We start from the raw sequence: 23,071 nt of genomic DNA, 5'->3' as shown, positions 1-23,071 counted from the left end.
GCGCCCCGCAGACGACGATGGCCCGGTGATCTCAGGCGGAAATGCCGTCGATCCGGGCCATCGCGTCCTCCGCGCCGTAGGCTTCCAGGTACGGCAGCCAGCGCGGATCCCTATGGCCCGTGCCGATGATCCGCCAGGCCAGGCCGGACGGCGGCGCGGGTTGGTGACGCAGCCGCCAGCCGAGCTCGGCGACGTGCCGGTCGGCCTTGACGTGGTTGCAGCGACGGCACGCCGCGACCACGTTCTCCCAGGCGTGCTGGCCGCCTCGGCTGCGCGGGACGACGTGGTCGACGCTGGTTGCGACGCCACCGCAGTAGGCGCAGCGCCCGCCGTCGCGGGCGAAGAGGGCACGGCGGGTGAGCGGGACGGGGCCCCGAAAGGGCACCCGCACGAAGCGCTTCAGCCTGACGACGCTGGGGGCGGGGACGGTGCAGGACGCGCTGTGCAGATAGGCGCCGGAGTCCTCGAGGCTGATGGCCTTCTCATTGAGGACGAGTATGAGCGCGCGGCGGAGCGGTACGACGCCGAGCGGCTCGTACGACGCGTTGAGGACCAGGACATGCGGCACGGGTGCCTCCTTGTACGCCGGCGGCGCGTGGCTCGCGCCGGGACGATCTCCTGCAAGTGTCCCCTGGCCCCCGCCACCGGCGCCACCATCACTGAGTAACGGGTCTCAGGTGTTTTGGAGCACACCGGGGAGCACTGCCGGACCCACCACGGCCATCCCCGCGCAAGAGCGGTCCTGTATCGAACAGAACAACGGGGCACCTTGCCTGCCCCGTTAGTGTGGTGGATCGCCCGCATCGCTCCTCGTCGCGGGTCCGCCCCACACCGGAGGATTCCTGCTGTGTTCTGGTCCGCTGCCCTGGCCGCAGACTCGACGCCTCGTCCCACGTCCCTGGACGAGGCCCAACGCACGGCGAACGACGCCGCGGGCTGGGTCGAGCAGAACTGGTCCGTCTGGCTCAGCAACGGCCTGCGCATCATCCTGATCCTGCTGATCGCGGTGGCCATGCGGCACCTGATCCGACGCGCCATCACCAAGCTCATAGCGCGGATGAACCGCACCGCCCAGGCGGTCGACGGCACCGCCCTGGGCAGCCTGCTGGTCAACGCCGAGCGGCGGCGGCAGCGCTCGGAGGCCATCGGTTCGGTGCTGCGCAGCGTCGCCTCGTTCGTGATCATGGGAACGGCGGCCCTGACGGTCCTCTCCGTACTCAAGATCAACCTTGCTCCGCTGCTGGCCAGCGCGGGTGTGGCCGGTGTCGCCATCGGTTTCGGCGCGCGCAATCTGGTCACCGACTTCCTCTCCGGCGTCTTCATGATCCTCGAGGACCAGTACGGGGTCGGCGACACGATCGACGCCGGGGTGGCCTCCGGCGAGGTGATCGAGGTCGGCCTGCGGGTGACCAAGCTGCGCGGCGTGGACGGCGAGATCTGGTACGTGCGCAACGGCGAGGTCAAGCGGATCGGCAACCTCAGCCAGGGCTGGGCGACCGCGGGCGTCGACGTCCAGGTGCGGGCGGACGAGGACCTGGACCGGGTGCGCGAGGTGATCACCCGGACCGGCGAGGAGATGCGCAAGGCCGAGCCGTGGAGCGAGCGGCTGTGGGAGCCGGTCGAGGTGCTCGGCCTGAACGCGATCTACCTCGACTCGGTGATCATCCGGGTCTCGGTGAAGACGATGCCGGGCAAGGCCGTCGGGGTGGAGCGCGAGCTGCGCTGGCGCATCAAGCGGGCGCTGGACGCGGAGGGCATCCGCATCGTGGGCCGCCCGCTCGACCCGGACCTGGAGACCGTGGTCATCTCGGATCCGGCGGCCGCCGTCGCGGCCCCGTCCGCGCTGGCGAACCCCACGTCCCCGCAGTCCCAGGCGACGACACCGATCCCGCCGGTCACGCCGGGAGTCCCCATAGGCAAGTGACGCGCGGGACGCGCAGGACGCAAGGGCCCCCTCGCCGCCGATGTGGCGAGGGGGCCCTTGCGTATGCGCGCCGACCGCGCGGTTTCGGCGCCGGCCGTTTCAGCACCGACCGTTCAGCGCCGACCATGTCGGCCGCTTTCAACGTCGGCCGGCCGTTTCAGCTCACCGGCGAGCCCTGCTCCTGGAAGACCTTGTCCAGGAACGCGTCGAGGTTGCCCGTCATCCGGGCCACGCGCTCCTCCACCGTGAGCGACTCCTTGTACCGCATGGTCACCTCCGGCACCTTCTTGCCCCGTACGTACAGGGAGCAGGCCAGGTCCGTGCAGATGTAGGTGCCGACGGTGTTGCCGTCGCGGCCGGAGGCACCGACCTTGCGGGCGGCGAGCAGCGAGACGCCCGAGCCGGCGTGGCCGGTCAGGCACACGGAGCACATGGTGGTCTTGGCCATGCTGCGGGGGCCGCCCTGCGGCACGCGCAGGGTGATGCCGACGGGTTCGCCGCCCCGCAGGGCGACGATGTAGCCCCGGTCCGGCGCACCCGGGTCACGCCAGCCGAGGAAGTCCAGGTCCGCCCAGGGGAGTTCGGCCAGCCCCTTGGGCAGGCTGATCCTGCGCGCCTCGCCCTTCGAGCAGTTCACGAAGGAGGCGCGTATGGCGTTTTCGCCGAGTTGTTCCATGTGGCAGGAAACTAACAGCGGCGGGTGGGGGCCGTCGCCTGATTTTCGCGGTCGCCGGCCTCCGGGCGCCACGGCGCGCGGTGGCGGGTCCCGGCCTCTTGACGGCCCGCCGAGGCGCGCAATAGCGTCCCTCCGCCATTAGGAAACTTTCCTTACAGTTCCCTGTCGGACCCTCACAGACGGGTGCACAGCCATGGCCGGAGCCGGAGTCCCCGGGAGGCCCCGCGTCCTGCGGGCCATGAACGACCGCGCCGCGCTCGACCTCCTCCTCGAGGAAGGCCCGCTCACCCGCACCCGCCTCGGCGAGCTGACCGGCCTGTCCAAGCCCACCGCCTCCCAGCTGCTCGGCCGGCTGACGGCCGCCGGCCTGGTCCGCGTCACCGGCAACGTCACCGGCCGCCCCGGGCCCAACGCCCAGCTCTACGAGATCGAGCCCACCGCCGCGCACGTGGCCGGCCTCGCCGTCGACGAGAAGGGCATCACCGCCGCCGTCGCGGACATCACCGGCACCGTCACCGGCGAACACCGCGTCGCCGCCCCCGCCACGAACAAGCGGGTGCGCGAGCCGGCGGCCGAGGCGGTGGACGGCGCCCTGGCCGCCGCCGGGCTCGGCCGGGCCGCCCTGCGGCACACGGTCATCGGCACCCCCGGCGCCCTCGACCCCCGCACCGGCACGCTGCGCTACGCCCCGCACCTGCCCGGCTGGCAGGCGCCCGCCCTGCGCGCCGAACTCGCCGCGCTCCTCGGCACGCCCGTCGTCATCGAGAACGACGTCAACCTCGCCGCCCTCGCCGAGCGCCACCGCGGCGCGGCCCGCGACGCCGACGACTACGTCCTGCTGTGGATCGACGAGGGCGTGGGCGCCGCCATCGTCCTCGGCGGGCGGCTGCTGCGCGGCGCGACCGGCGGCGCGGGCGAGGTCGGCTACATGCCGCTGCCCGGCGCCCCGCTCGCGCGCGGCGGCCCCGAGGCCACCGCCGGCCCGGACGGCGGGGGCGGCTTCCAGATGCTCGTGGGCTCGGCGGCCGTGGCCGCCCTGGCCCGCGAGCACGGCATCGACGCCCCGACGGCCCCCCAGGCCCTGCTCCTCGCGGCCTCCACCCCGGGCGCGGGCGAGGACTTCCTCGCCGCGCTCGCCGCACGCGTCGCCACCGGGCTGGCGGCGATCGTCGCCGTCGTCGACCCCGAGCTGGTGGTGCTCGGCGGCGAGGTCGGCCGGGCCGGCGGCGAGCGGCTGCGCGAGCTGGTCGAGGACGAGCTGACCGGGCTGGCACTGCCCCGGCCGCGGCTGCGGCTGAGCGGCGTCGAGGGCTCCCCCGTCCTGGCTGGCGCGCTGTACGGCGCGCTGGCCGCCGCCCGCGACACAGTCTTCGACACCACCTGAACGTCCCCTTCCGGCCGCCCAGCCCCTCGCCGTACGTCCCTCCTCTGACACGCCCTGGCCCTCCGTCCAGCACAGCCCTCCGTCCAGTACCGCCGTACGTCCATCGCGTCACTTCCCCGCATCCTCATCCCGAAGGAAGTACCGCCATGCCACGCTTCGTCGAAGGCGTCACACCGACAGGAGTCAAGGGTTGAAGCTCGCAGTGGTGGGGGGCGGCTCCACCTACACCCCCGAACTCGTCGACGGCATCGCCCGGTTGCGCGCCACGCTGCCGGTGACGGAGCTGGTGCTCGTCGACCCGGACGCCGAACGCCTGGAGCCGGTGGGCGCGCTGTCCCGGCGGATCCTCGCCCGGCAGGACCACCCGGCCCGCGTCTCCTGGACCGCCGACCTGGACGCGGCCGCCGACGGCGCCGACGCCGTGCTGCTGCAGCTGCGCGTGGGCGGCCAGGCGGCCCGCCACCAGGACGAGACCTGGCCCCTGGAGTGCGGCTGCGTCGGGCAGGAGACCACGGGTGCGGGAGGTCTGGCGAAGGCGCTGCGCACCGTCCCCGTCGTACTGGACATCGCCGAGCGGGTGCGCCGCCGCAACCCCGCCGCCTGGATCGTCGACTTCACCAACCCCGTCGGGATCGTCACCCGCGCCCTGCTGACGGCCGGGCACCGCGCCGTCGGGCTGTGCAACGTGGCCATCGGCTTCCAGCGGAAGTTCGCGACGCTGCTCGGCGTGGATCCCCGGGAGGTGACGCTGGAGCACGTGGGCCTGAACCACCTCACCTGGGAGCGGTCCGTGCGCGTGGACGGCCGGGACGTCCTGCCCCGGCTGCTCGCCGAGCACGGCGAGGCCATCGCGGCCGACCTGCGCATGCCGCGCGCGCTGCTGGACCGGCTGGGGGTCGTGCCCTCCTACTACCTGCGCTACTTCTACCGGCACGACGCCGTCGTCGAGGAGCTGCGGACCAGGCCCTCGCGGGCGGCCGAAGTGGCGGACATGGAACGGGAACTGCTGGCGATGTACCGCGATCCGGCGCTGGACGAGAAGCCGGCGCTGCTGGCGAAGCGGGGCGGCGCCTTCTACTCGGAGGCGGCGGTCGCGCTGACGTCCTCGCTGCTGTCGGGCACCGGCGACGTCCAGGTGGTCAACACGCTCAACAACGGCACCCTGCCCTTCCTGCCCGACGACGCGGTCGTCGAGGTACCGGCGACCGTGGACGGGCAGGGTGCGCGCCCGCTGCCCGTACGGCCGCTGGAGCCCCTGTTCGCGGGGCTGGTCGCGGGGGTGACGGCGTACGAGCACCTGGCCCTGGAGGCGGCGCTCAAGGGCGGCCGGGACCGGGTGTTCCGGGCCCTGCTGGCCCATCCGCTCGTCGGCCAGAGCGACTCCGCGGACCGGCTGACCGACGCTCTCCTCGCCCACAACCGGGAGCACCTCGCGTGGGTGTGAGCGGTGCGCTGCTCGCCGTCGACGCGGGCAACAGCAAGACCGACGTGGTGCTGGTGGACGCCGACGGCACGGTGCTCGGCGCGGCGCGCGGCGCCGGCTTCCAGCCGGTGGCGGAGGGCGCCGCACGGGCGGTGGCCGGCCTGGCGGCCGTGGTCGCGCGGGCGGTCGAGCGGGCCGGGCCCCGGGCCGCGGGCCGGGTGGCCCACGTCCAGGCGTGCCTGGCGAACGCCGACCTGCCGGTGGAGGAGGAGCGGCTGGCCGCGGAGATCGCGGCGTACGGGTGGGGCCGTACGGTCACGGTCGCCAACGACACCTTCGCCCTGCTGCGCGCGGGGCTGCCGGACGCGGGCGAGCGGGCGGGGGTGGCCGTCGTGTGCGGGGCGGGCATCAACTGCTCGGGGATCGCGCCGGGCGGGCGGACCGCACGCTTCCTCGCGGTGGGGCGGATCTCCGGCGACTGGGGCGGCGGCGGGGTCCTGGCGGAGGAGGCGCTGTGGTGGGCGGCGCGGGCGGCGGACGGCCGCGGCGAGGCCACCGCGCTCAGCGAGGCGCTGCCCGCCCACTTCGGGCTGGCCGGCGTGCCGGAGCTCGTCGAGGCCCTGCACCTGGGGCACATCGGCTGGGAGCGGCGGCACGAACTGGCGCCCGTCCTCTTCGCGGTGGCCTCGGCCGGGGACGCGATCGCCCGGTCGCTGGTGGTCCGGCAGGCCGACGAGGTCGTCGCCATGGCGGTGAGCGCGCTGCGGCGGCTGGACCTGCTGGACGCCGAGGTTCCGGTGGTGCTGGGCGGCGGTGTGCTCGCGGCGCGCCACCCGCTGCTGCACGAGCGGGTCGTCGCGCGGCTGGCCGCGCGGGCGCCCCGGGCCGTGCCGGGCGTGGTCACCGCGCCGCCCGTGCTGGGCGCGGCGCTGCTGGCCCTCGACGGCGCCGGGGCACCGGCCGCGGCGTACGGCAGGCTGCGCGCCCACTACGGCTAGGACACCCCCTGTGCCGCGGCCCGGCATGTGCCGCGGGATCCGTCGCGGCGGTCCGTCCTGGCGTGGCCGGATTCCATGGTGTGCGATCTGTTCACGTCATCTTCACATCGTGAGAGACGTCACCGAGTGGCCCGGGTGACCGTAAATCCTTCACCAACGACCCGCCCTGCTCACTGAACTTACTGACATTCACGTCAACAACGGGAAGCCTCAGAAATTTCTCTTCTGACATTGGTTGACCGTTCATGTACCCCAATGTCCGTATTCAGAGCAACCGCTTCTCCCCCTCTTCGGCCGCATGCAAGCATCCGGGCACGCACGGATTGATCACGAAATACGACCAACGGCCGCCGAAATCACCCCAAAACGGTACTCGGCGCCTCGTGGCAACCCCTGCTCCCGACCACCCGCATCCCGAGGGGGGACACCCATGTCCAAGACCGTCACTCGCCGCTTCGTCCTCCGGGGCACGGCCGTCGCCGTGGCCGGCGCCGCACTGGCCGGCGTGGCCGGCATCGCGACCGCCGAGACCGGCACGAAGCCCATGGACCACTCCGGCCACGGCGACCACGCCGGCCACGGCCCGCAGGCGTTCGACGAGACCTACAAGGGCCGCCGCATCGTCGGCGCCCCCGCCACCGGTGGCCACCAGGCCCACCACGGCGGCTTCGCCGTGACCATCGACGGCAAGGAACTGCACGTCATGCAGAACGCCGACGGCACCTGGATCAGCGTCGTCAACCACTACCAGACCTTCGCCGACCCGCTGGCGCTGACCCGCGCCGCCGTCGACAAGCTCCAGGGCGCCGTGCTCGTCCCGATCGCCACCGCCTGATTCCGGCCGCTGCCGGCCACCCCGCCCCGACCCGAGAGGACACGATCCCCATGGCAGTACGCAAGAACCAGGCGACCCTGACCGCCACCGAGAAGCGCAACTTCGTCAACGCGGTGCTGGCGCTGAAGAAGAACGGCCGCTACGACGAATTCGTGCGCACGCACAACGAGTTCATCATGAGCGACTCCGACTCCGGCGACCGCGTCGGCCACCGCTCGCCGTCGTTCCTGCCCTGGCACCGCCGCTTCCTCATCCAGTTCGAGCAGGAGCTGCAGAAAATCGATTCTTCGGTGACGCTCCCCTATTGGGACTGGACCGCCGACCGCACCACGACCGCCTCCATATTCGGGGCCGACTTCCTCGGCGGCACCGGCCGCAGCCGTGACTCCCAGGTCACCACCGGCCCGTTCGCCTACTCCACCGGCCAGTGGAACATCAACGTCTCGGTGGACAACCGGCCCTTCCTCCAGCGCGAGCTGGGCACGAGCGTCCGGGCGCTGCCCACCCGCGCCGAGGTGGACTCCGTGCTCGCCATGGCCACCTACGACATGGCCCCCTGGAACAGCTCCTCCAACGGCTTCCGCAACAACCTCGAGGGCTGGCGCGGCGTCAACCTCCACAACCGTGTCCACGTGTGGATAGGCGGCCAGATGGCCACCGGCGTCTCGCCCAACGACCCCGTCTTCTGGCTGCACCACTGCTTCATCGACAAGCTGTGGGCCGACTGGCAGCGCCTGCACCCCACCTCGACGTACCTTCCGGCCGCCGGCACGGCCAACGTCGTGGACCTCAACGACACCATGCGCCCCTGGAACAACGTCACCCCGGCCGACATGCTGGACCACACGAAGTTCTACACGTACGACAGCTGAGATTCCTCTCGTACGGCCGCCCGTGGGGGCGGCGGGCCCCGGCCCGCCGCCCCCACGGCATTTCTCCGGAACTGTCCGCCCGCGTCCCCTCGTACGGGAACCGAACAGCCACCCCACGCGTGAACACAGGAGAAGGCCGACACGGACACACCGGGGAATCAGGGGAATATCCCGGTCCGCACAAGATCGATGCACGACCGGTGTGTTTGTCAGTCCCTGCGGCCATACTGCTGGCCGGGCATCCGTCCCTCGCGGCTCTCGGAGCGACGGACGCCGCCGGCGACCAAGGGGGAGGTCACGTGTCACAACCGCAGCCGGATCCGGGCACCCGGCGCACAGCGTGGCGCGAGGGTCTGGACCGCCTGAAGGCCTCGGCCACCACGGAGCCCGGCAGACTGCGCATCATCGGGGCCGTCCTGGCGGCGCTGCTGGTGGCCTTCGGGGCGGTCACCGCCTGGCAGGTCACCGACCGGGCCACGGCCTCGGACGCCGTCGTCGACCACAGCCAGCCGCTGAGCGCCGACGCCGCCGACATCTACCGCTCCCTGGCCGACGCCGACACCGCCGCGGCCGGCGGCTTCCTCGCCGGCGGCCAGGAACCGCGCGCGGTCCGCGAGCGATACGAGAAGGACATCGCGCTCGCGTCCGAACTGCTGGTGAAGGCGGCCGCGAACACCGAGGGTTCGCACGGTGCGGCGCGCCAGATAGCCCTACTCAACGCCCAACTTCCCGTCTACACCGGCCTGGTGGAGTCGGCCCGTGCCAACAACCGCCAGGGACTGCCGCTGGGCGGCGCCTATCTGCGGCACGCCGGCGACCGGATGCGCGACGACCTGCTGCCCGCCGCCCGCGCGCTGTACGAGGCCGAGACCGGCCGGCTCGGCTCCGACTACGACGACGCCGAGTCCTGGCCCTGGGTCGCGCTGGCCACCGGCGTGCTGGCACTGGGCGCGCTCGGCTGGGCCCAGCGCCGCGACTACCACCGCACCAACCGCGTCTTCAACCACGGCCTGCTGGCCGCGACCGCCGCCTGCGCGGTGGTGCTGCTGTGGCTGGTGACCGGGCACGCCCTGGCGCGCTCGGGCCTGACGACCTCCTACGAGCACGGCGCCAAGTCCCTGCGCGTGCTCAACGAGGCCCGTATCGCCTCGCTCCAGGCCCGCGGCGACGAGAGCCTGACCCTCGTGGCGCGCGGCGCCGTGCTCACCCCCGAGGGCGGCGACGCCTACGAGTCGAGCTACCGCTCGGGAATGGGCCGGCTGGTGGGGGCGGACGCCAAGGACACACCGGCGTCCGGCGCCCCGGCGCCGGACAGCCTGCTGGGCCGGGCGCGGGCGCTGGCCGACGGCGACGGCGGGCGGGAGCCGCTGGTCAAGGCGATCGAGGACGTACGCCAGTGGCAGCAGCGGCACCGCGAGGCCCGCGCCGCCGACGACGGCGGCTACTACGAACGCGCGCTGCCGAAGGTGATCGGCGAGAAGGACAGCACCGGCGAATCGTTCGACCGGGTGGACAGGGAACTGGGCCAGGCGCTGACCCACGAGCAGGGCGAGTTCCGGTCGGCCGCCGACGACGGCCGCGGGGCGCTGACGGGGCTGGCGGCGGGGGCCGCCGTGCTCGCCGTGCTGGGTGCCGCGGCCGCCGTGCTGGGCATCGGGCGCAGGCTCTCGGAGTACCGGTGACAGGGGGAGGCTGGACCATGAGCGGACGGACCGGCGGGCGGTGGGCGGCGGTCGCCGCCACGGCCTGTGCGATGGCTGCGGCGCTCGCCGTGCTGCCGCCCGCCGCCCCGCGCGACGCCGGGAGCCGGGCGCCCGCCGCCGCTTCCGCGCGCCAGGCGGCGGTGCGCGCGCCGGCCAAGTGCGCCGACCCGGAGGCGAGCCTGCGGCCCTCCACCGCCGACGGCCCCGCGGTGCAGCGCATCAAGAACCGCGGCCGGCTCATCGCCGGCGTGGACCAGAACAGCTACCGCTGGGGCTACCGCGACCCCGCCACCCGCGAGCTCAGCGGCTTCGACATCGACCTCGTGCGCGCCGTGGCCAAGGCCGTCCTCGGCGACCCCGACAAGGTCACCTTTCTGGCGATCCCCACCAACCAACGCATACCCGCGCTGGAAAAGGGCAAGGTGGACATCATCGCGCGCACCATGACCATCAACTGCGACCGGATCAAGCAAGTCGCCTTCTCCACGGCCTACTTCGAGGCCGGGCAGCAGGTGCTGGCCCCCAAGGGGTCACCGGTCACGGCGTTCGACGACAGCCTGAAGGGGAAGAAAGTCTGTACGGCCAAGGGATCCACGGGCGAGAGCGAGCTGCGCGCCGAGTCGCACGGCGCCACGGTGCTGACCGTGCCCAACCAGCTCGACTGCCTGGTGCGGCTCCAGCTCGGACAGGTCGACGCGGTGATCACCGACAGCGCGCTGGCCGCCGGACAGGCGGCCCAGGACCCGTCCGTGCGACTCGTCGGCAAACCGTTCACCACCGAGTCCTACGGCGTGGCGATGAACCTGGGCGACCAGGACCTGGTACGCCGGGTCAACGCGGTTCTGGAGGACTACCGCCGGGGCGGCGCCGAGAGCCCGTGGATGGTGGCCTACCACAAGTGGCTGGCGGCCGACCTCAAGGGAATCACCGCCCCTCCGGAACCGAAGTACAAGGACTGACGCGGGAGAACCGAAGCACGGGAGCCGAAGCGAGAGAAACGCAGTACACGGACCGACGTACGAGGATTGACCTACAGGGACTGGGGACCGACGACGTACCGGCACGGACGGGGAATACCGTTCACAGCGTTCGTGCGTGGCGTGGGCCGCGCACAGGAGAGGGGATCGATGGCGGTCGCGGGGCCCACCGGGCCGGCCTTGAGCCGCGAGGAGGTGGACCGTGCGCTGGCGAGACTCGGCGCGGAGCACGAGGCCGTGGAGTCCTCGCTGCTGGCCCTCCAGGACCATGCCGGCCGTCGCCTGCTGGAGGGCGCGGAGCTGGCCGGGGTGACCAAGGACCGGTGGGAGGTCACCGAAGCGCTCGTCACGCAGCTGTGGGTGTACTTCGACGCCTATACCGACGCGCTGGAGGCGGCCCGTGAGCTGCGCGCCCGCCGCCGCTGGCCCACCCAGGGCGAGCTGTCCGAGCTGACGGACCTGCTGCGCGGCACCGGGATCACCCTGCCCGCCGGCCCGCCCGCGGCCACGGCCGTGCTGCTGGGCGCCTCCGCCAAGCTCAGCGAACGGCTCAGCCTGCACGAGCTGGTCGACCGGATGAACAGCTGGTACGCCCGCGCCCTGGACGTGGTGGTCGCCGCCGACGCCGTCTGGTCCGCGCTGCCCGCCCGCATCGACCTGCTCGCCGCCGAACTGCAGCGCAGCCGCGCCCTGGCCCACTCCGTGGGCGTGCGCCCCGGCGACCACCCCGCCGGCGACGACCTCGAGCGGATCGCCGATGAACTGGCCGCGCTGCGGTCCGAAGTGATATCCGATCCGCTCGCCTTCTGGACCGGCGCCCCGGCCGGAACCGCGCCCGGCGGGGGCCGCCCCGACACCGGCCGCTACGACCGCGCCGCCCTCGCCCTGGAGGACGTACGCCGCGAGATCGAGGCCGTGCTCGACGTCCGCCAGGACGCCGAGCAGCGGCTGATGCGCGTGCGCGACGTCCTCTCGCGCGCGGACCGCACGCTCGGCGAGGCCCGGCAGGCCCGCGTCGAGGTCCTCTCGAAGATCGCCGCGTCCGAGGTGCCCGCCGTCTCCGGTCCGCCGACCGTGCTCTACGAGCAGCTGGCGGTGGCCTCCGAGCACCGCAGGGCCGCCCGGTGGCACCGCCTGTCCCCGCTGCTGGAGAGCCTGGAGCAGCGTGCCGAGGAGGAGCTGCTGCGTGCCCGCGAGTCGCTGACGGCGGTGACCGCCCCGCTGGCCGTACGGGCCGAGCTGCGCGGCCGGCTGGACGCGTACCGCGCCAAGGCGGCCCGGCTGGGGCTGGCGGAGGACCACTTCATCATCGAGCGGTACGACGTGGCGCGCCGCATGCTGTGGAGCGCGCCGTGCGATCTGGTGGCCGCCGAGGGCGCCGTGCTGCGCTTCCAGCGGGCCGTGGCGGAGGCGGCGGCCCCGCCAGCCCGTTCGGCCGTTCCCGGGGCCGCCGAGGGCAGGGGGGAATCATGACGGGCACCAGCTGCCAGCGGCCGGACTGCGGCGGCGTCTACGAGGACGTCGGCGGCGGCGAGCTGTACTGCGGCGAGTGCGGGCTGGCACCGGTGGTCTCGCCCGGCGGGCAGATCTCCTCGCCTCCCACGGGGGTCACCCGGGCGGGCGGACGGGCCAGTTCCGCGGAGGAGAGCGGGGGGAGCGCGGGGAGCGGGAGCGCTGGAAGCTCGCCTTCCGCCCGGTCGTCGTCGGGGTCGTCCGGGTCGTCGGGGTCGTCGGGGTCGTCGGGGTCGTCCTCGCGGTCCGCCTCCTCGCGCCGGTCGGTGCCCGGCCGGCTCTCCCGTTCCCTGTCCGCGGGCTCCGGGCGGACGGAGGCCGGCGGGCCCCCCTCGGTCTCGGTGCGCAGCCGGCAGTCGGGGGGGTCCGGCCCCGGGCGCAACCGGCTGGGCGCCGGCCTGGTCACGATGCCGGGCCTGCCGCGCCCCGACCCCCGCGCGGCGGTGCTCGAGCGGCCGGAGGTGCCCGAGCGCAAGCGGTTCTGCAGCAGGGGCGACTGCGGCGTCCCCGTGGGGCGTTCGCGCGCCGGGCGCCCGGGACGCACGGAGGGCTTCTGCACCAAGTGCGGCCACCCCTACTCCTTCGTACCCAAGCTGCACCCGGGCGACGTGGTGCGCGGCCAGTACGAGGTCGCCGGGTGTCTGGCGCACGGCGGGCTGGGGTGGATCTACCTGGCCATCGACCGCGCGGTCTCCGACCGGTGGGTGGTCCTCAAGGGCCTGCTCGACACTGGCGACGAGGACGCGCTGGCCGCCGCGGTCTCCGAGCGGCGCTTCCTCGCGGAGATCGAGCACTCCAACATCGTCCGCATCTACAACTTCGTCGAGCACCTCGACCAGCGCACCGGCAGCCTCGACGGCTACATCGTCATGGAGTACGTCGGCGGCAAGTCCCTCAAGGAGATCGCCAACGAGCGGCGCCGGCCCGACGGCCGGCGCGACCCGCTGCCGGTGGAGCAGGCCTGCGCGTACGGCATCGAGGCGCTGGAGGCGCTGGCCCACCTGCACAGCCGCAACCTCCTCTACTGCGACTTCAAGGTCGACAACGCCATCCAGCAGCAGGACCGGCTCAAGCTCATCGACATGGGCGCGGTCCGGCGGATGGACGACCACGACAGCCCCATCTACGGCACGGTCGGCTACCAGGCCCCGGAGGTCGCCGAGCTGGGCCCGTCGGTGGCCTCCGACCTCTACACCGTGGCGCGCACCCTCGCCGTGCTCACCTTCGACTTCCAGGGCTACACCACCGTCTTCGCCGACGGCCTGCCCGCCCCGGAGAACATCGACGTCCTCACCCGCTACGAGTCCTTCTACCGGCTGCTCGTGCGGGCCACCGACCCGGACCCGGCGCGCCGGTTCTCCTCCGCCGACGAGATGGCCGAGCAGCTGACGGGCGTCCTGCGGGAGATCGTGGCACTCCAGACGGGCACGCCCCGGCCGGCGGTGTCCACGCTGTTCGGGCCGGAGCCGCGGGTGGTGGACACCCGCCTGTTCGCCCCCTGGACCGGGGAGGTCTCGCTGCTCGGCGAGCGGCCTGCGGGCCGGCGCGCCCCCGGCCCGGCCGCGATCCCCGCGCAGGGCGCCGGGCCCTCGGTGCCCGCCGTCGAGCCGCTGGACGCCCGGGCCACCGCCCTCGCCCTGCCGCCGCCCCTCGTCGACGGCTCCGACCCCAACGCCGGCTTCCTGGCCGGCCTGCTCGCCTCCCAGCCCGCCGAGCTGTACGCCGCGCTGCGGGCGGCGCCCGCGGACTCTCCGGAGCTGCGGCTGCGCCGGGTACGGGCCCAGCTGGAACTCGGCGAGGACGGCCCGGCGGGAGCGGCCCTGGACGCCCTGGAGGCCGCCCACCCCGAGGACTGGCGCACCGTCTGGCACCGCGGCGTGCACTCCCTGGTGGTCGGCGCCCACGGGACGGCGGCGCTCTCCTTCGACGCCGTCTACGACGCCTTCCCCGGCGAGCCCGCCCCGAAGCTGGCGCTGGGGGTGTGCGCGGAGCTCCTCGGCCAGCTCGACAACGCCGCCGAGTACTACCGTCTGGTGTGGGCGACCGACCCGGGCTTCGTGGGCGCCGCCTTCGCGCTGGCCCGGGTGCGGCTGGCCGCCGGTGACCGGGCCGGGGCGGTCGCCGCCCTGGAGTCCGTGCCGGAGGCCTCCATCCACTACACGGCGGCGCGCGTCGCGGCGGTCCGGGCGCGGCTGCGGCAGCGCTCCGCGCGGGACGCGCTGCTGGCGGACCTCGGCGCGGCCGCCGGGCAGGTGGAGCGGCTGGCGGACTTCGGCCTGGACGCGATGCGGCGCGAGCAGCTGTCGTCCGAGGTGCTGGGCGCCGCGCTGGACTGGGTGCTGTCGGGCCGTCAGGGCGCGGCCGCCGGCGGCGGAGCCGCGCCGGGGCCGGCGCGCCTGCTCGGCAGCGGCCTCGACGAGCAGGACCTGCGGTTCGGGCTGGAGCGCTCGTACCGCGTGCTCGCCCGCCTGGCCCAGCGCGGTGAGGAACGGATCGAACTGGTGGAGCGGGCCAACCGTTACCGCCCCAGGACATGGGTGTGATCGATGTCGCAACTGCCCCCACAACTGACGGCGTGTCCCGTCTGTCACGAGCCGCTGGAGCCGGCCGACAACTTCTGCGGAGGCTGCGGCGCGGACCTCTCGGCCGTGCCGCCCGCGCCCGGGAGGGCGCGGGCCGACGGGTGGCGGCAGCCTGACACGCCTGTGGTGCGAGGGGCGGACGACTACCGCCTCGCCCCGCCGGCCGGCGGGGTGCCCACCCAGCCGGCGCACGGCGCGAGCCCCGGCGGAGCCTGTGCGGCCTGCCGGTCGGGCATGATCGACAAAGACGGGTACTGCGAACACTGCGGGCATGCACAACCGCGCGAACGGGATCACATGGAGCACGAGTCGGCAGGCGTCGCGGCGGTCACCGACCGCGGCCTGCGCCACCACCGCAACGAGGACGCGTACGCCGTGTCCACCACCGACCTGACCGGCGGCCGGACCGTCGTCGCGGTCGTCAGCGACGGCGTGTCGTCCGCCTCGCGGCCCGACGAGGCGTCGGCCGCCGCCTGCGCCGCGGCGCACGGCGCCCTGGTCGAGGACCTGGAGCGGGGCGCGCCCCCCAGGGAGGCCACCCACCGGGCGATCGTCCTGGCCGCCGAGGCCGTCGCCGGCCTGGCGGCCGCCCCCGCCCCCCGGCCGCGCGAACACGAGCACTACCGCCAGGAGAACGCCCCCGCCTGCACCATCGTCAGCGCCATCGTCACCGGCGACCTGCTGACGGTCGGCTGGGTCGGCGACAGCCGCGCCTACTGGGTGCCCGACGACCGCGCCACCCAGCCCGCCCGGCTGACCGAGGACGACTCCTGGGCGGCCCAGATGGTGGCCGCCGGGCTGATGTCGGAGGCCGAGGCCTACGCGGACGAGCGCGCCCACGCGATCACCGGCTGGCTGGGCGCGGACGCCTACGAGGTCGAGCCGCACACCGCCTCGTACCACCCCGACCGGCCGGGTGTGGTGATCGTCTGCACCGACGGCCTGTGGAACTACGCGGAGTCCGCCGAGCACATGGCGGCCGTCGTGCCGCCCGACGCCCGCACCCGGCCGCTGGAGTGCGCACGCCGTCTGCTGGCGCACGCCCTGGACGGAGGGGGCCACGACAACGTAACAGTGGCCGTACTGCCGTTCCCGGCCCCGCGCGAGGGGGCAGGATCGGCCTGACGGCCTTGAGTGACCACGGGGGGATCGATACGCGGCGCCGTGCACGGCGCCGCGCGGCTGTCCGCCCCGCCGCACGCCCCATGTGACCACGTGGAGTACGAAGGAGCGGATGAGATGGCCAGTATGTCCCCACCGAGCGTGCCGCGGTTCTCGGTCGAGGTGTACCAGAACGTCAACCTCCCCGAGGGCGGCCGCGAGGTCAACGCGATCGTCACGGTCACCGCCGACGGCGGCCCCGGCGAGCCGTCCCTCCCCTCCGGCTCCCTGTCCCCCGGCTCCTTCTCGCCCGGCGGCCACGCCCCCGACGCGGCGGTCGTCGTCATGGTCGACTGCTCGGGCTCGATGGACTACCCGCCCGCCAAGATGCGCAACGCCCGCGACGCCACGGCCGCCGCCATCGACGCGCTGCGCGACGGCGTCGCCTTCGCCGTCGTCGCCGGCACCCACCAGGCGCGCGAGGTCTACCCCGCCGGCGGGCGGCTGGCGGTGGCCGACGCCACCACCCGCGGCCAGGCCAAGGAGGCCCTGCGCAAGCTCGGCCCGGGCGGGGGTACGGCCATCGGCACCTGGCTGCGCCTGGCCGACCGGCTGCTCTCCTCCTCCGACGCCTCCATACGCCACGGCATCCTGCTCACCGACGGGCGCAACGAGCACGAGGAGCCGGAGGCGCTGCGGGCGTCGCTGGACGCGTGCGCGGGCCGGTTCACCTGCGACGCGCGCGGCGTGGGCACCGACTGGGAGGTCAAGGAGGTCACGGGCATAGCCTCCGCCCTGCTGGGCAGCGCCGACATCGTCGCCGACCCGGCCGCCCTGGCCGCGGACTTCACGTCGATGATGGAGACCGTCATGGGCAAGGAGGTCGGCGACGTCTCGCTGCGGCTGTGGACCCCGCAGGGCGCCGAGGTGCTCTTCGTCAAGCAGATGGCGCCCACCGTCGAGGAACTGACGGACCGCCGGGCCGCGGCCGGGCCGCGCGCGAGCGACTACCCCACCGGATCCTGGGGCGAGGAGTCGCGGGACTACCACGTGTGCGTGCGGGTGCCGAGCGCCCACGTGGGCCAGGAGATGCTCGCCGCCCGGGTCTCGCTGGTGCTGCCCACCCCGGACGGCGCCTCACCGCACGTCCTCGCCCAGGGGCTGGTGCGGGCGGTGTGGACGGACGACCTGGCCGCGTCCACGTCCATCAACCCGCAGGTCGCCCACTACACGGGCCAGGCCGAACTGGCCCAGGCCATCCAGCAGGGGCTGGACCTGCGCAAGTCCGGGGACGTCGACGGGGCGACGGAGAAGCTCGGCCGCGCGGTGCAGCTGGCCAGCCGCTCGGGTCATGAGGACACCGCGAAACTGCTCGCCAAGGTGGTCGACGTCGTGGACGCGGCGAACGGTACTGTGCGGCTGAAGACGAAGGTCTCGGAGGAAGCGGAGATGACGCTCGAGACGCGCTCCACCAAGACCGTTCGCGTCAAGAAGTGACGAGGGGGAATCCACCGCCATGCCGACCTGCCCGAACGGCCATCAGTCGGGTGCCGAAGACTGGTGCGAGGTGTGCGGCCACCGGATGCCGGAGGCAGGCGCGCCCGCGCCTGTCGTGCCTCCGCCGCCGTCCTCCCCGCCGCCCGGCACGGGCGGCTACGGCTTCCCGGCCGCCGGCGGCGACGTCACCGTCCAGGCGGAGCTGTGTCCCCAGTGCCGTACGCCCCGGGAGGCGCAGGCGCCCTTCTGCGAGGAGTGCCGCTACAACTTCGCGACCCGGACGGCGAACCCCTACGCCCAGCCGCCCCAGCCCGTCCAGGGCTTCCAGTCGGCGCCGCCGCCCCCGCCGCAGCACGCCCAGCAGCCGCAGAGCTTCGACTACCACGGCTCCCGCCCGTCGCGCGTGAACCGCCCGGCCGAGCCGCTGGTCCCGCACGAGCAGCCGCAGGTCTTCGGCGAGGACGACTGGGTGCTGCCCCCGCCCGTCCCGGGCCAGGCCGCCGCCCCCGCCCCGTACTCCTACGAGCACCAGGGCGAGCGCGGCCCGGCCGAGGGCGCCCCGCGGCCCGTGCCGCCGCCCGGAGTGCCCTCGCAGGGCGGCGTCTGGGTCGCGGTCATCACGCCCGACCGGGAGTACTTCCTGTCGATGATGAACCGCAGCGGCCCGGAGGCGGCGGGGCTGAACCTGCCCGCCTACTCCCCCGAGCTGCGCTTCCCCCTCGGCGGGCACCAGGTCACCATCGGTCGCCGCCGGCACAGCACGGGCGAGTCCCCGGACATCGACCTGTCCCGCCCGCCGGAGGACCCCGGCGTCTCGCACCAGCACGCCATGCTGGTGCAGCAGCCGGACGGCGGCTGGGCGGTCGTCGACCAGGACTCCACCAACGGCACGACGGTCAACGGCTCCGAGGACCCGATCCAGCCCTATGTGCCCGTTCCGCTCCAGGACGGCGACCGGGTGCACGTGGGGGCGTGGACGACGATCACGGTCCGGCGGGGCTGAGGGGCCGGCAGCGGCGGGAGTCCTGAGCCGCCGGTCCTCCGCCGGGCGGTCTGAGACCATGGAGGGGTGAATGAGATTCCGCGCGGCACGCTTCAGGAGCAGACCTTCTACGAGCAGGTCGGCGGCGAGGAGACCTTCCGGCGCCTGGTCCACCGCTTCTACCAGGGTGTGGCCGGCGATCCCCTGCTGCGGCCGATGTACCCGGAGGAGGACCTCGGCCCGGCCGAGGAGCGCCTGGTGCTCTTCCTGATGCAGTACTGGGGCGGCCCGCGCACCTACAGCGAGAACCGCGGTCACCCCCGGCTGCGGATGCGGCACGCGCCGTTCACGGTGGACCGCGCCGCGCACGACGCCTGGCTGCGGCACATGCGGGACGCGGTGGACGAGCTCGGGCTCGCGCCCGAGCTGGAGCGGCAGCTGTGGGGCTATATGACCTACGCCGCCGCCTCCATGGTCAACGCCCAGGGCTGAACCGCCCCGGGCCCCGGCCGTCCGTGATGCCGTGACGTCTGTGTCGTCTGTGTCGTCCCTGTCGTCAGGCGGGGGTGACCGTGAGGTCCCGCAGGCCGCCCGTCCGCACGGCCACCGAGCCGTAGGGGGTGCGCAGCCGCAGCCAGCCGCGTGCGGCGAAGAGGGCCAGCGGCTCCGGCGCCAGGGCCGTCGCGCCCGCGGCGCGGACGGCGGGACCGGCCGCGACGCTCGCCACGGCCTGGTGCGGCGCCCGCTCCCGCGCCCCGGCAGGGCGCAGGAAGCCCAGCGACTGGGCGGCGTGCACGGCACGCAGGGGCAGCCCGGTGTCGCCCAGGGTGCGCGACCAGATCTCCCGGCCGATGCGCTCGCGCTCGGCACGGGTGCGGTGCTGCTCGGGCAGCGCCTCGTCCCGGGTCCGGAACTCCGCGACGGCGGCCGCGACCGCTCCCCGTACGTCCGGGGCCCCGGGGAAGGGCTCGACGCGCCGCCAGCCGCCGCGCGGCGGCAGGACGCCCGCCCAGGGCGGGCCGGTGACGGCCTCGGGCACCACGGCCTCCAGGCCGCCCTCGGCAGCCGGGTCGCCGTTGTCGAGGGCGTCCGCGAGCTGTCCGGCCGAGACGGTCACGTCCAGCGTGACGTCGGTGGCCAGGCGGGCCGTGCGGATCGCGAGGACCTCGAAGGACGGCGGGCGGCCGAAGACGCCGAGCACGCCACCGCCGGCCTGCAGCCGGACGGCGGCGGCCCGGTCGTAGTGGATCAGCCGGGCCAGGAAGGCGGCCAGGTCGGCCGCCTCCCCGGCGTCGGCGAAGCACAGCCGGTACATCAGCCCCGCGTCAGCTTCTTGTAGGTGGCACGGTGCGGACGGGCCGCGTCAGCACCGAGGCGCTCGATCTTGTTCTTCTCGTAGGACTCGAAGTTGCCCTCGAACCAGAACCACTTGGAGTCGCCCTCGTAGGCCAGGATGTGCGTGGCCACTCGGTCCAGGAACCAGCGGTCGTGGGAGACGACCACCGCGGCGCCGGGGAAGTCCAGCAGCGCGTTCTCGAGCGAGGACAGGGTCTCGACGTCGAGGTCGTTGGTCGGCTCGTCGAGGAGCAGCAGGTTGCCGCCCTGCTTGAGGGTGAGCGCGAGGTTGAGGCGGTTGCGCTCACCGCCGGAGAGCACGCCGGCCGGCTTCTGCTGGTCCGGGCCCTTGAAGCCGAACGCGGAGACGTAGGCGCGGGACGGCATCTCGACCTGGCCGACGTTGATGTAGTCCAGCTCGTCGGAGACGACGGCCCACAGCGTCTTCTTCGGGTCGATGTTGGCGCGGCTCTGGTCGACGTACGAGATCTTGACGGTCTCGCCGACCTTGATGGAGCCGGAGTCCGGCTTCTCCAGGCCCTGGATCATCTTGAAGAGCGTGGTCTTGCCGGCGCCGTTCGGGCCGATCACGCCGACGATGCCGTTGCGCGGCAGGGTGAAGGACAGGTCGTCGATGAGGACCTTGTCGCCGAACGCCTTGGAGAGGTTGTTGACCTCGACGACGACGGAGCCCAGGCGCGGGCCCGGCGGGATCTGGATCTCCTCGAAGTCCAGCTTCCGCATCTTGTCGGCCTCGGCCGCCATCTCCTCGTAACGGGCCAGACGCGCCTTGGACTTGGCCTGGCGGCCCTTGGCGTTGGAGCGGACCCACTCCAGCTCTTCCTTGAGGCGCTTCGCGCGCTTGGCGTCCTTCTGGCCCTCGACCTTCAGACGGGAGGCCTTGTTCTCCAGGTAGGTGGAGTAGTTGCCCTCGTAGGGGATCGCGCGGCCGCGGTCGAGCTCGAGGATCCACTCGGCGACGTTGTCGAGGAAGTAGCGGTCGTGGGTGATCGCCACGACGGTGCCCGCGTACTTGGCGAGGTGCTGCTCCAGCCAGTTCACCGACTCGGCGTCGAGGTGGTTGGTGGGCTCGTCGAGGAGCAGCAGGTCGGGGGCCTCCAGCAGCAGGCGGCACAGCGCGACGCGGCGCTTCTCACCACCGGAGAGGTTGACCACCGGCCAGTCGGCGGGCGGGCAGCCCAGCGCGTCCATGGCCTGCTCGAGCTGCGCGTCGAGGTCCCAGGCGTTGGAGTGGTCCAGCTCCTCCTGGAGCTTGCCCATCTCGTCGAGCAGCGCGTCGGAGTAGTCGGTCGCCATCAGCTCGGCGATCTCGTTGAACCGGTCGAGCTTGCCCTTGACCTCGGCGACGCCGTCCTGGACGTTCTCGAGCACCGTCTTGGTCTCGTCGAGCTTCGGCTCCTGCATCAGGATGCCGACGCTGAAGCCGGGCGACAGGAACGCGTCGCCGTTCGACGGCTGCTCCAGACCGGCCATGATCTTGAGGACGGTGGACTTACCGGCACCGTTGGGGCCGACCACACCGATCTTCGCACCGGGCAGGAAGCTCAGCGTCACGTCATCAAGGATGACCTTGTCGCCGTGCGCCTTGCGCGTCTTGCGCATGGTGTAGATGTACTCAGCCAAGAGAAACCGTCCGGCATTCGAGAAGGGCCAATGTGCGGCTCCGCCGCAGTGAGGGCAGATACACCCCATCTTGCCGTACGGGAAGCCCTTGGCGGAAACGCGTTACGGGCGACGTGCCGGTGACCGTGGGATCTCCCCCGGTCACCGGCCGTGCGGCCACATCGGCGCGCCGGGCGCTACTCGCCCGCGACCGTCTTCTTGCGGCGCAGGAGGAAGACCGCGCCGCCGCCGACCACGACGAGAGCGATGGCCACGCCCGCTATGACGGGCGTAGCGCTGCTGCTGCCCGTGGTGGCGAGGTCACCGCCGGTGGTCGAGCCGGTGGTGCCGGTGGTGGTGCCGCTGGTGGTCCTGCCCGACGCCGGAGTGGGGGTGGCGGAGGGCGTGGCGGTGCCGCCGGCCGAGCCGCCGGTGCTGCCGGTCTCGGCGGTCTTGCAGTCCAGGATTCCGGAGAACGTTCTGGAGAGGCCGTTCGGCCCGGTGATCGTGAACTTGTACGCCTGGTCCTCGCCGACCTTCACCAGGACGGTCTCGGAGCCGCCGGGTCGCACGGTGTGCTTCCGGCCCTCCAGCTCGAAGGTGAAGGGCTGGTCGCCCTTGTTGTCGGCGGTGATCTCCACGCCGCCCTTCTCGCAGTTCTTCTTGGCGCTGAGGGCGGGTATCGCCCCCTTGGTGGCCCAGTTCGCGGTGGCGGCGGCGGAGACGGTGCTCTCGCTGGAGCCGGCCAGGATCATCGTCTGGGTCTTGGTGTGGTTGCCGATGAAGGCGCGGCCGACCGGGACCTTGGTGGCGGCCGTGGCCTTCAGGGTGACGGACCCGTCGGGGGCGCCGGCCGGGACGTCGAAGTAGAGCTCGCCGCCGTTGCCTGTCGAGGTGACCGGCTTGCCGGCCTTGTCGACGACCTTCACACCCTGGCCCGCGGCGTCACCGGAGGGGGCGACAGTGACGCTGCTCGCGTTGGTGTGGACGGTGACGGGACCGATCTTCTGGCCGGACCGGCCCGAGACGGCGGGCGGGGTGAGCGTCAGGGAGGCCTTGGGCTCCTCGACGTCCTCGGCGCTCTTGTAGAGGTAGTCGGCGAGCTTCTCCGCCGCCGGGTTCTTCGCCTCGACGTCGACGTTGTCGGAGTAGCGCCAGATGGCGACCTGGGTGCCGGTGGCCGCGGTGTTCGCGTCGAGCGTGCCGGCGCCGGAGGTCTTGGCGAGCGCGGCGAGGTCGTTGATCTGCGGGTAGGAGTGCTGGAGGATCCAGCGGATCTTGCCCGCGTTCTTGTTGGCGTGCAGGGAGGACTCGTTCCAGCCGGTCTCCTTGTACTTCGCGCCGTCGACCGTGTTGGTGAGGATGTCGATGCAGTACGTCTGGAGCGCGCCCCCGCCCTCGACCTTCATCTCGAACAGGCCCGCCATGACGTTGCCCGTCTTGCGCCGGTCGTGGACGACGGCCCCGCCGCCGGCCGTGATGCGGCCGAGGGTGGCGATCACGCCGCCCTGGTTCTGCGGTGCCTCGTCGGCCGACGCGCCGCCCGCCGTGGCGACGGTGCCGCCCGCCGCCAGACCCGTCGTCAGAATCACCGCGGCAAGGCGGGTCACGCCCCGCCTCTTTACAGAGTTCATGGATTTCCTTTCG

At 73.3% G+C, this 23,071-nt stretch carries 19 protein-coding genes; 14 read left to right on the top strand and 5 right to left on the bottom strand.

Translation table 11 applies throughout. The annotated features are described in order from the left end of the window. Window positions 1–31 precede the first annotated feature (31 nt). Entirely contained in the window at window positions 32–568 is a 537-nt protein-coding gene (locus AB4K12_RS06475; RefSeq protein ID WP_086570884.1) for an HNH endonuclease, read from the bottom strand. Between the two features lie 279 nt (window positions 569–847). Here AB4K12_RS06475 and AB4K12_RS06470 point away from each other — a divergent pair, with 279 nt between their 5' ends. After that, the gene (locus AB4K12_RS06470; RefSeq protein WP_368433307.1) at window positions 848–1,924 is read left to right on the top strand and encodes a mechanosensitive ion channel family protein; all 1,077 of its coding nucleotides are present in this window, start codon (window positions 848–850) and stop codon (window positions 1,922–1,924) included. A gap of 157 nt (window positions 1,925–2,081) precedes the next feature. Here AB4K12_RS06470 and AB4K12_RS06465 read toward each other — a convergent pair whose 3' ends face one another. Then, window positions 2,082–2,600 carry an FBP domain-containing protein gene (locus AB4K12_RS06465; protein ID WP_368433306.1) on the bottom strand — a complete coding sequence of 173 codons (519 nt, stop codon included), beginning with the start codon at window positions 2,598–2,600 and terminating at the stop codon, window positions 2,082–2,084. A 238-nt stretch (window positions 2,601–2,838) separates the two neighbouring features. Here AB4K12_RS06465 and AB4K12_RS06460 point away from each other — a divergent pair, with 238 nt between their 5' ends. The 13 genes from AB4K12_RS06460 to AB4K12_RS06400 all read left to right on the top strand — a co-directional run bounded on the left by AB4K12_RS06460 (window position 2,839) and on the right by AB4K12_RS06400 (window position 18,958). Further along, window positions 2,839–3,984, top strand: a complete 1,146-nt coding sequence (locus tag AB4K12_RS06460) for an ROK family transcriptional regulator (protein WP_368433305.1) — start codon at window positions 2,839–2,841, stop codon at window positions 3,982–3,984. A gap of 190 nt (window positions 3,985–4,174) precedes the next feature. Beyond that, entirely contained in the window at window positions 4,175–5,428 is a 1,254-nt protein-coding gene (locus tag AB4K12_RS06455) for a 6-phospho-beta-glucosidase (RefSeq protein ID WP_368433304.1), read from the top strand. Further along, window positions 5,419–6,405, top strand: a complete 987-nt coding sequence (locus AB4K12_RS06450) for an N-acetylglucosamine kinase (RefSeq protein WP_368433303.1) — start codon at window positions 5,419–5,421, stop codon at window positions 6,403–6,405. The genes AB4K12_RS06455 and AB4K12_RS06450 overlap by 10 nt, the downstream gene beginning before the upstream one ends. A 430-nt stretch (window positions 6,406–6,835) precedes the next feature. Beyond that, window positions 6,836–7,240 (top strand): tyrosinase cofactor, encoded by a 405-nt coding sequence (locus tag AB4K12_RS06445; RefSeq protein ID WP_368433302.1) that lies wholly within the window; start codon window positions 6,836–6,838, stop codon window positions 7,238–7,240. A 50-nt stretch (window positions 7,241–7,290) separates the two neighbouring features. Continuing rightward, window positions 7,291–8,112, top strand: coding sequence for a tyrosinase family protein (locus AB4K12_RS06440; RefSeq protein ID WP_368433301.1), 822 nt, complete (start codon window positions 7,291–7,293; stop codon window positions 8,110–8,112). 299 nt (window positions 8,113–8,411) lie between these two features. Next, complete coding sequence (locus tag AB4K12_RS06435) at window positions 8,412–9,794, top strand: hypothetical protein (RefSeq protein WP_368433300.1); 1,383 nt, start codon at window positions 8,412–8,414, stop codon at window positions 9,792–9,794. Between the two features lie 17 nt (window positions 9,795–9,811). Then, window positions 9,812–10,774: a glutamate ABC transporter substrate-binding protein gene (locus AB4K12_RS06430; RefSeq protein ID WP_368433299.1), complete on the top strand. Its 963-nt coding sequence runs from the start codon at window positions 9,812–9,814 to the stop codon at window positions 10,772–10,774. Between the two features lie 168 nt (window positions 10,775–10,942). Beyond that, a complete protein-coding gene (locus AB4K12_RS06425) occupies window positions 10,943–12,265 on the top strand; it encodes a hypothetical protein (RefSeq protein WP_368433298.1) in 1,323 nt (440 codons plus the stop codon). Next, on the top strand, window positions 12,262–14,847 hold the full coding sequence (locus AB4K12_RS06420) for a tetratricopeptide repeat protein (RefSeq protein ID WP_368433297.1): 2,586 nt from the start codon (window positions 12,262–12,264) through the stop codon (window positions 14,845–14,847). The genes AB4K12_RS06425 and AB4K12_RS06420 overlap by 4 nt, the downstream gene beginning before the upstream one ends. A 3-nt stretch (window positions 14,848–14,850) precedes the next feature. Continuing rightward, entirely contained in the window at window positions 14,851–16,011 is a 1,161-nt protein-coding gene (locus AB4K12_RS06415) for a protein phosphatase 2C domain-containing protein (RefSeq protein ID WP_368433296.1), read from the top strand. 114 nt (window positions 16,012–16,125) lie between these two features. After that, complete coding sequence (locus AB4K12_RS06410; RefSeq protein WP_368433295.1) at window positions 16,126–17,484, top strand: VWA domain-containing protein; 1,359 nt, start codon at window positions 16,126–16,128, stop codon at window positions 17,482–17,484. A gap of 19 nt (window positions 17,485–17,503) precedes the next feature. After that, on the top strand, window positions 17,504–18,487 hold the full coding sequence (locus AB4K12_RS06405) for an FHA domain-containing protein (protein WP_368433294.1): 984 nt from the start codon (window positions 17,504–17,506) through the stop codon (window positions 18,485–18,487). Between the two features lie 66 nt (window positions 18,488–18,553). Beyond that, on the top strand, window positions 18,554–18,958 hold the full coding sequence (locus tag AB4K12_RS06400) for a globin (RefSeq protein ID WP_368433293.1): 405 nt from the start codon (window positions 18,554–18,556) through the stop codon (window positions 18,956–18,958). Window positions 18,959–19,022: 64 nt separating this feature from the next. Here the strand turns inward: AB4K12_RS06400 and AB4K12_RS06395 are convergent, their stop codons facing one another. The 3 genes from AB4K12_RS06395 to AB4K12_RS06385 all read right to left on the bottom strand — a co-directional run bounded on the left by AB4K12_RS06395 (window position 19,023) and on the right by AB4K12_RS06385 (window position 23,058). Further along, the gene (locus AB4K12_RS06395) at window positions 19,023–19,781 is read right to left on the bottom strand and encodes a hypothetical protein (RefSeq protein ID WP_368433292.1); all 759 of its coding nucleotides are present in this window, start codon (window positions 19,779–19,781) and stop codon (window positions 19,023–19,025) included. Next, window positions 19,781–21,445, bottom strand: a complete 1,665-nt coding sequence (ettA, locus tag AB4K12_RS06390; protein ID WP_368433291.1) for an energy-dependent translational throttle protein EttA — start codon at window positions 21,443–21,445, stop codon at window positions 19,781–19,783. Before ettA ends, AB4K12_RS06395 begins: the two co-directional genes overlap by 1 nt. Window positions 21,446–21,621: 176 nt before the next feature. Beyond that, window positions 21,622–23,058: a Cys-Gln thioester bond-forming surface protein gene (locus tag AB4K12_RS06385; RefSeq protein WP_368433290.1), complete on the bottom strand. Its 1,437-nt coding sequence runs from the start codon at window positions 23,056–23,058 to the stop codon at window positions 21,622–21,624. Window positions 23,059–23,071: the final 13 nt, after the last annotated feature.

The organism is Streptomyces sp. C36 (genome assembly GCF_040932295.1).
Classification (GTDB): domain Bacteria; phylum Actinomycetota; class Actinomycetes; order Streptomycetales; family Streptomycetaceae; genus Streptomyces; species Streptomyces triculaminicus.
This window is presented reverse-complemented; position numbering and strand designations above follow the sequence as displayed.

Excerpts from the sequence above, each read along its gene's own strand:
- AB4K12_RS06465 (WP_368433306.1), bottom strand. The coding sequence starts at position 2,600 with ATGGAACAACTCGGCGAAAACGCCATACGCGCCTCCTTCGTGAACTGC.
- AB4K12_RS06460 (WP_368433305.1), top strand. The coding sequence starts at position 2,839 with ATGAACGACCGCGCCGCGCTCGACCTCCTCCTCGAGGAAGGCCCGCTC.
- AB4K12_RS06445 (WP_368433302.1), top strand. The coding sequence starts at position 6,836 with ATGTCCAAGACCGTCACTCGCCGCTTCGTCCTCCGGGGCACGGCCGTC.
- AB4K12_RS06440 (WP_368433301.1), top strand. The coding sequence starts at position 7,291 with ATGGCAGTACGCAAGAACCAGGCGACCCTGACCGCCACCGAGAAGCGC.
- AB4K12_RS06430 (WP_368433299.1), top strand. The coding sequence starts at position 9,812 with ATGAGCGGACGGACCGGCGGGCGGTGGGCGGCGGTCGCCGCCACGGCC.
- AB4K12_RS06425 (WP_368433298.1), top strand. The coding sequence starts at position 10,943 with ATGGCGGTCGCGGGGCCCACCGGGCCGGCCTTGAGCCGCGAGGAGGTG.
- AB4K12_RS06420 (WP_368433297.1), top strand. The coding sequence starts at position 12,262 with ATGACGGGCACCAGCTGCCAGCGGCCGGACTGCGGCGGCGTCTACGAG.
- AB4K12_RS06415 (WP_368433296.1), top strand. The coding sequence starts at position 14,851 with ATGTCGCAACTGCCCCCACAACTGACGGCGTGTCCCGTCTGTCACGAG.
- AB4K12_RS06410 (WP_368433295.1), top strand. The coding sequence starts at position 16,126 with ATGGCCAGTATGTCCCCACCGAGCGTGCCGCGGTTCTCGGTCGAGGTG.
- AB4K12_RS06405 (WP_368433294.1), top strand. The coding sequence starts at position 17,504 with ATGCCGACCTGCCCGAACGGCCATCAGTCGGGTGCCGAAGACTGGTGC.
- AB4K12_RS06395 (WP_368433292.1), bottom strand. The coding sequence starts at position 19,781 with ATGTACCGGCTGTGCTTCGCCGACGCCGGGGAGGCGGCCGACCTGGCC.
- AB4K12_RS06385 (WP_368433290.1), bottom strand. The coding sequence starts at position 23,058 with ATGAACTCTGTAAAGAGGCGGGGCGTGACCCGCCTTGCCGCGGTGATT.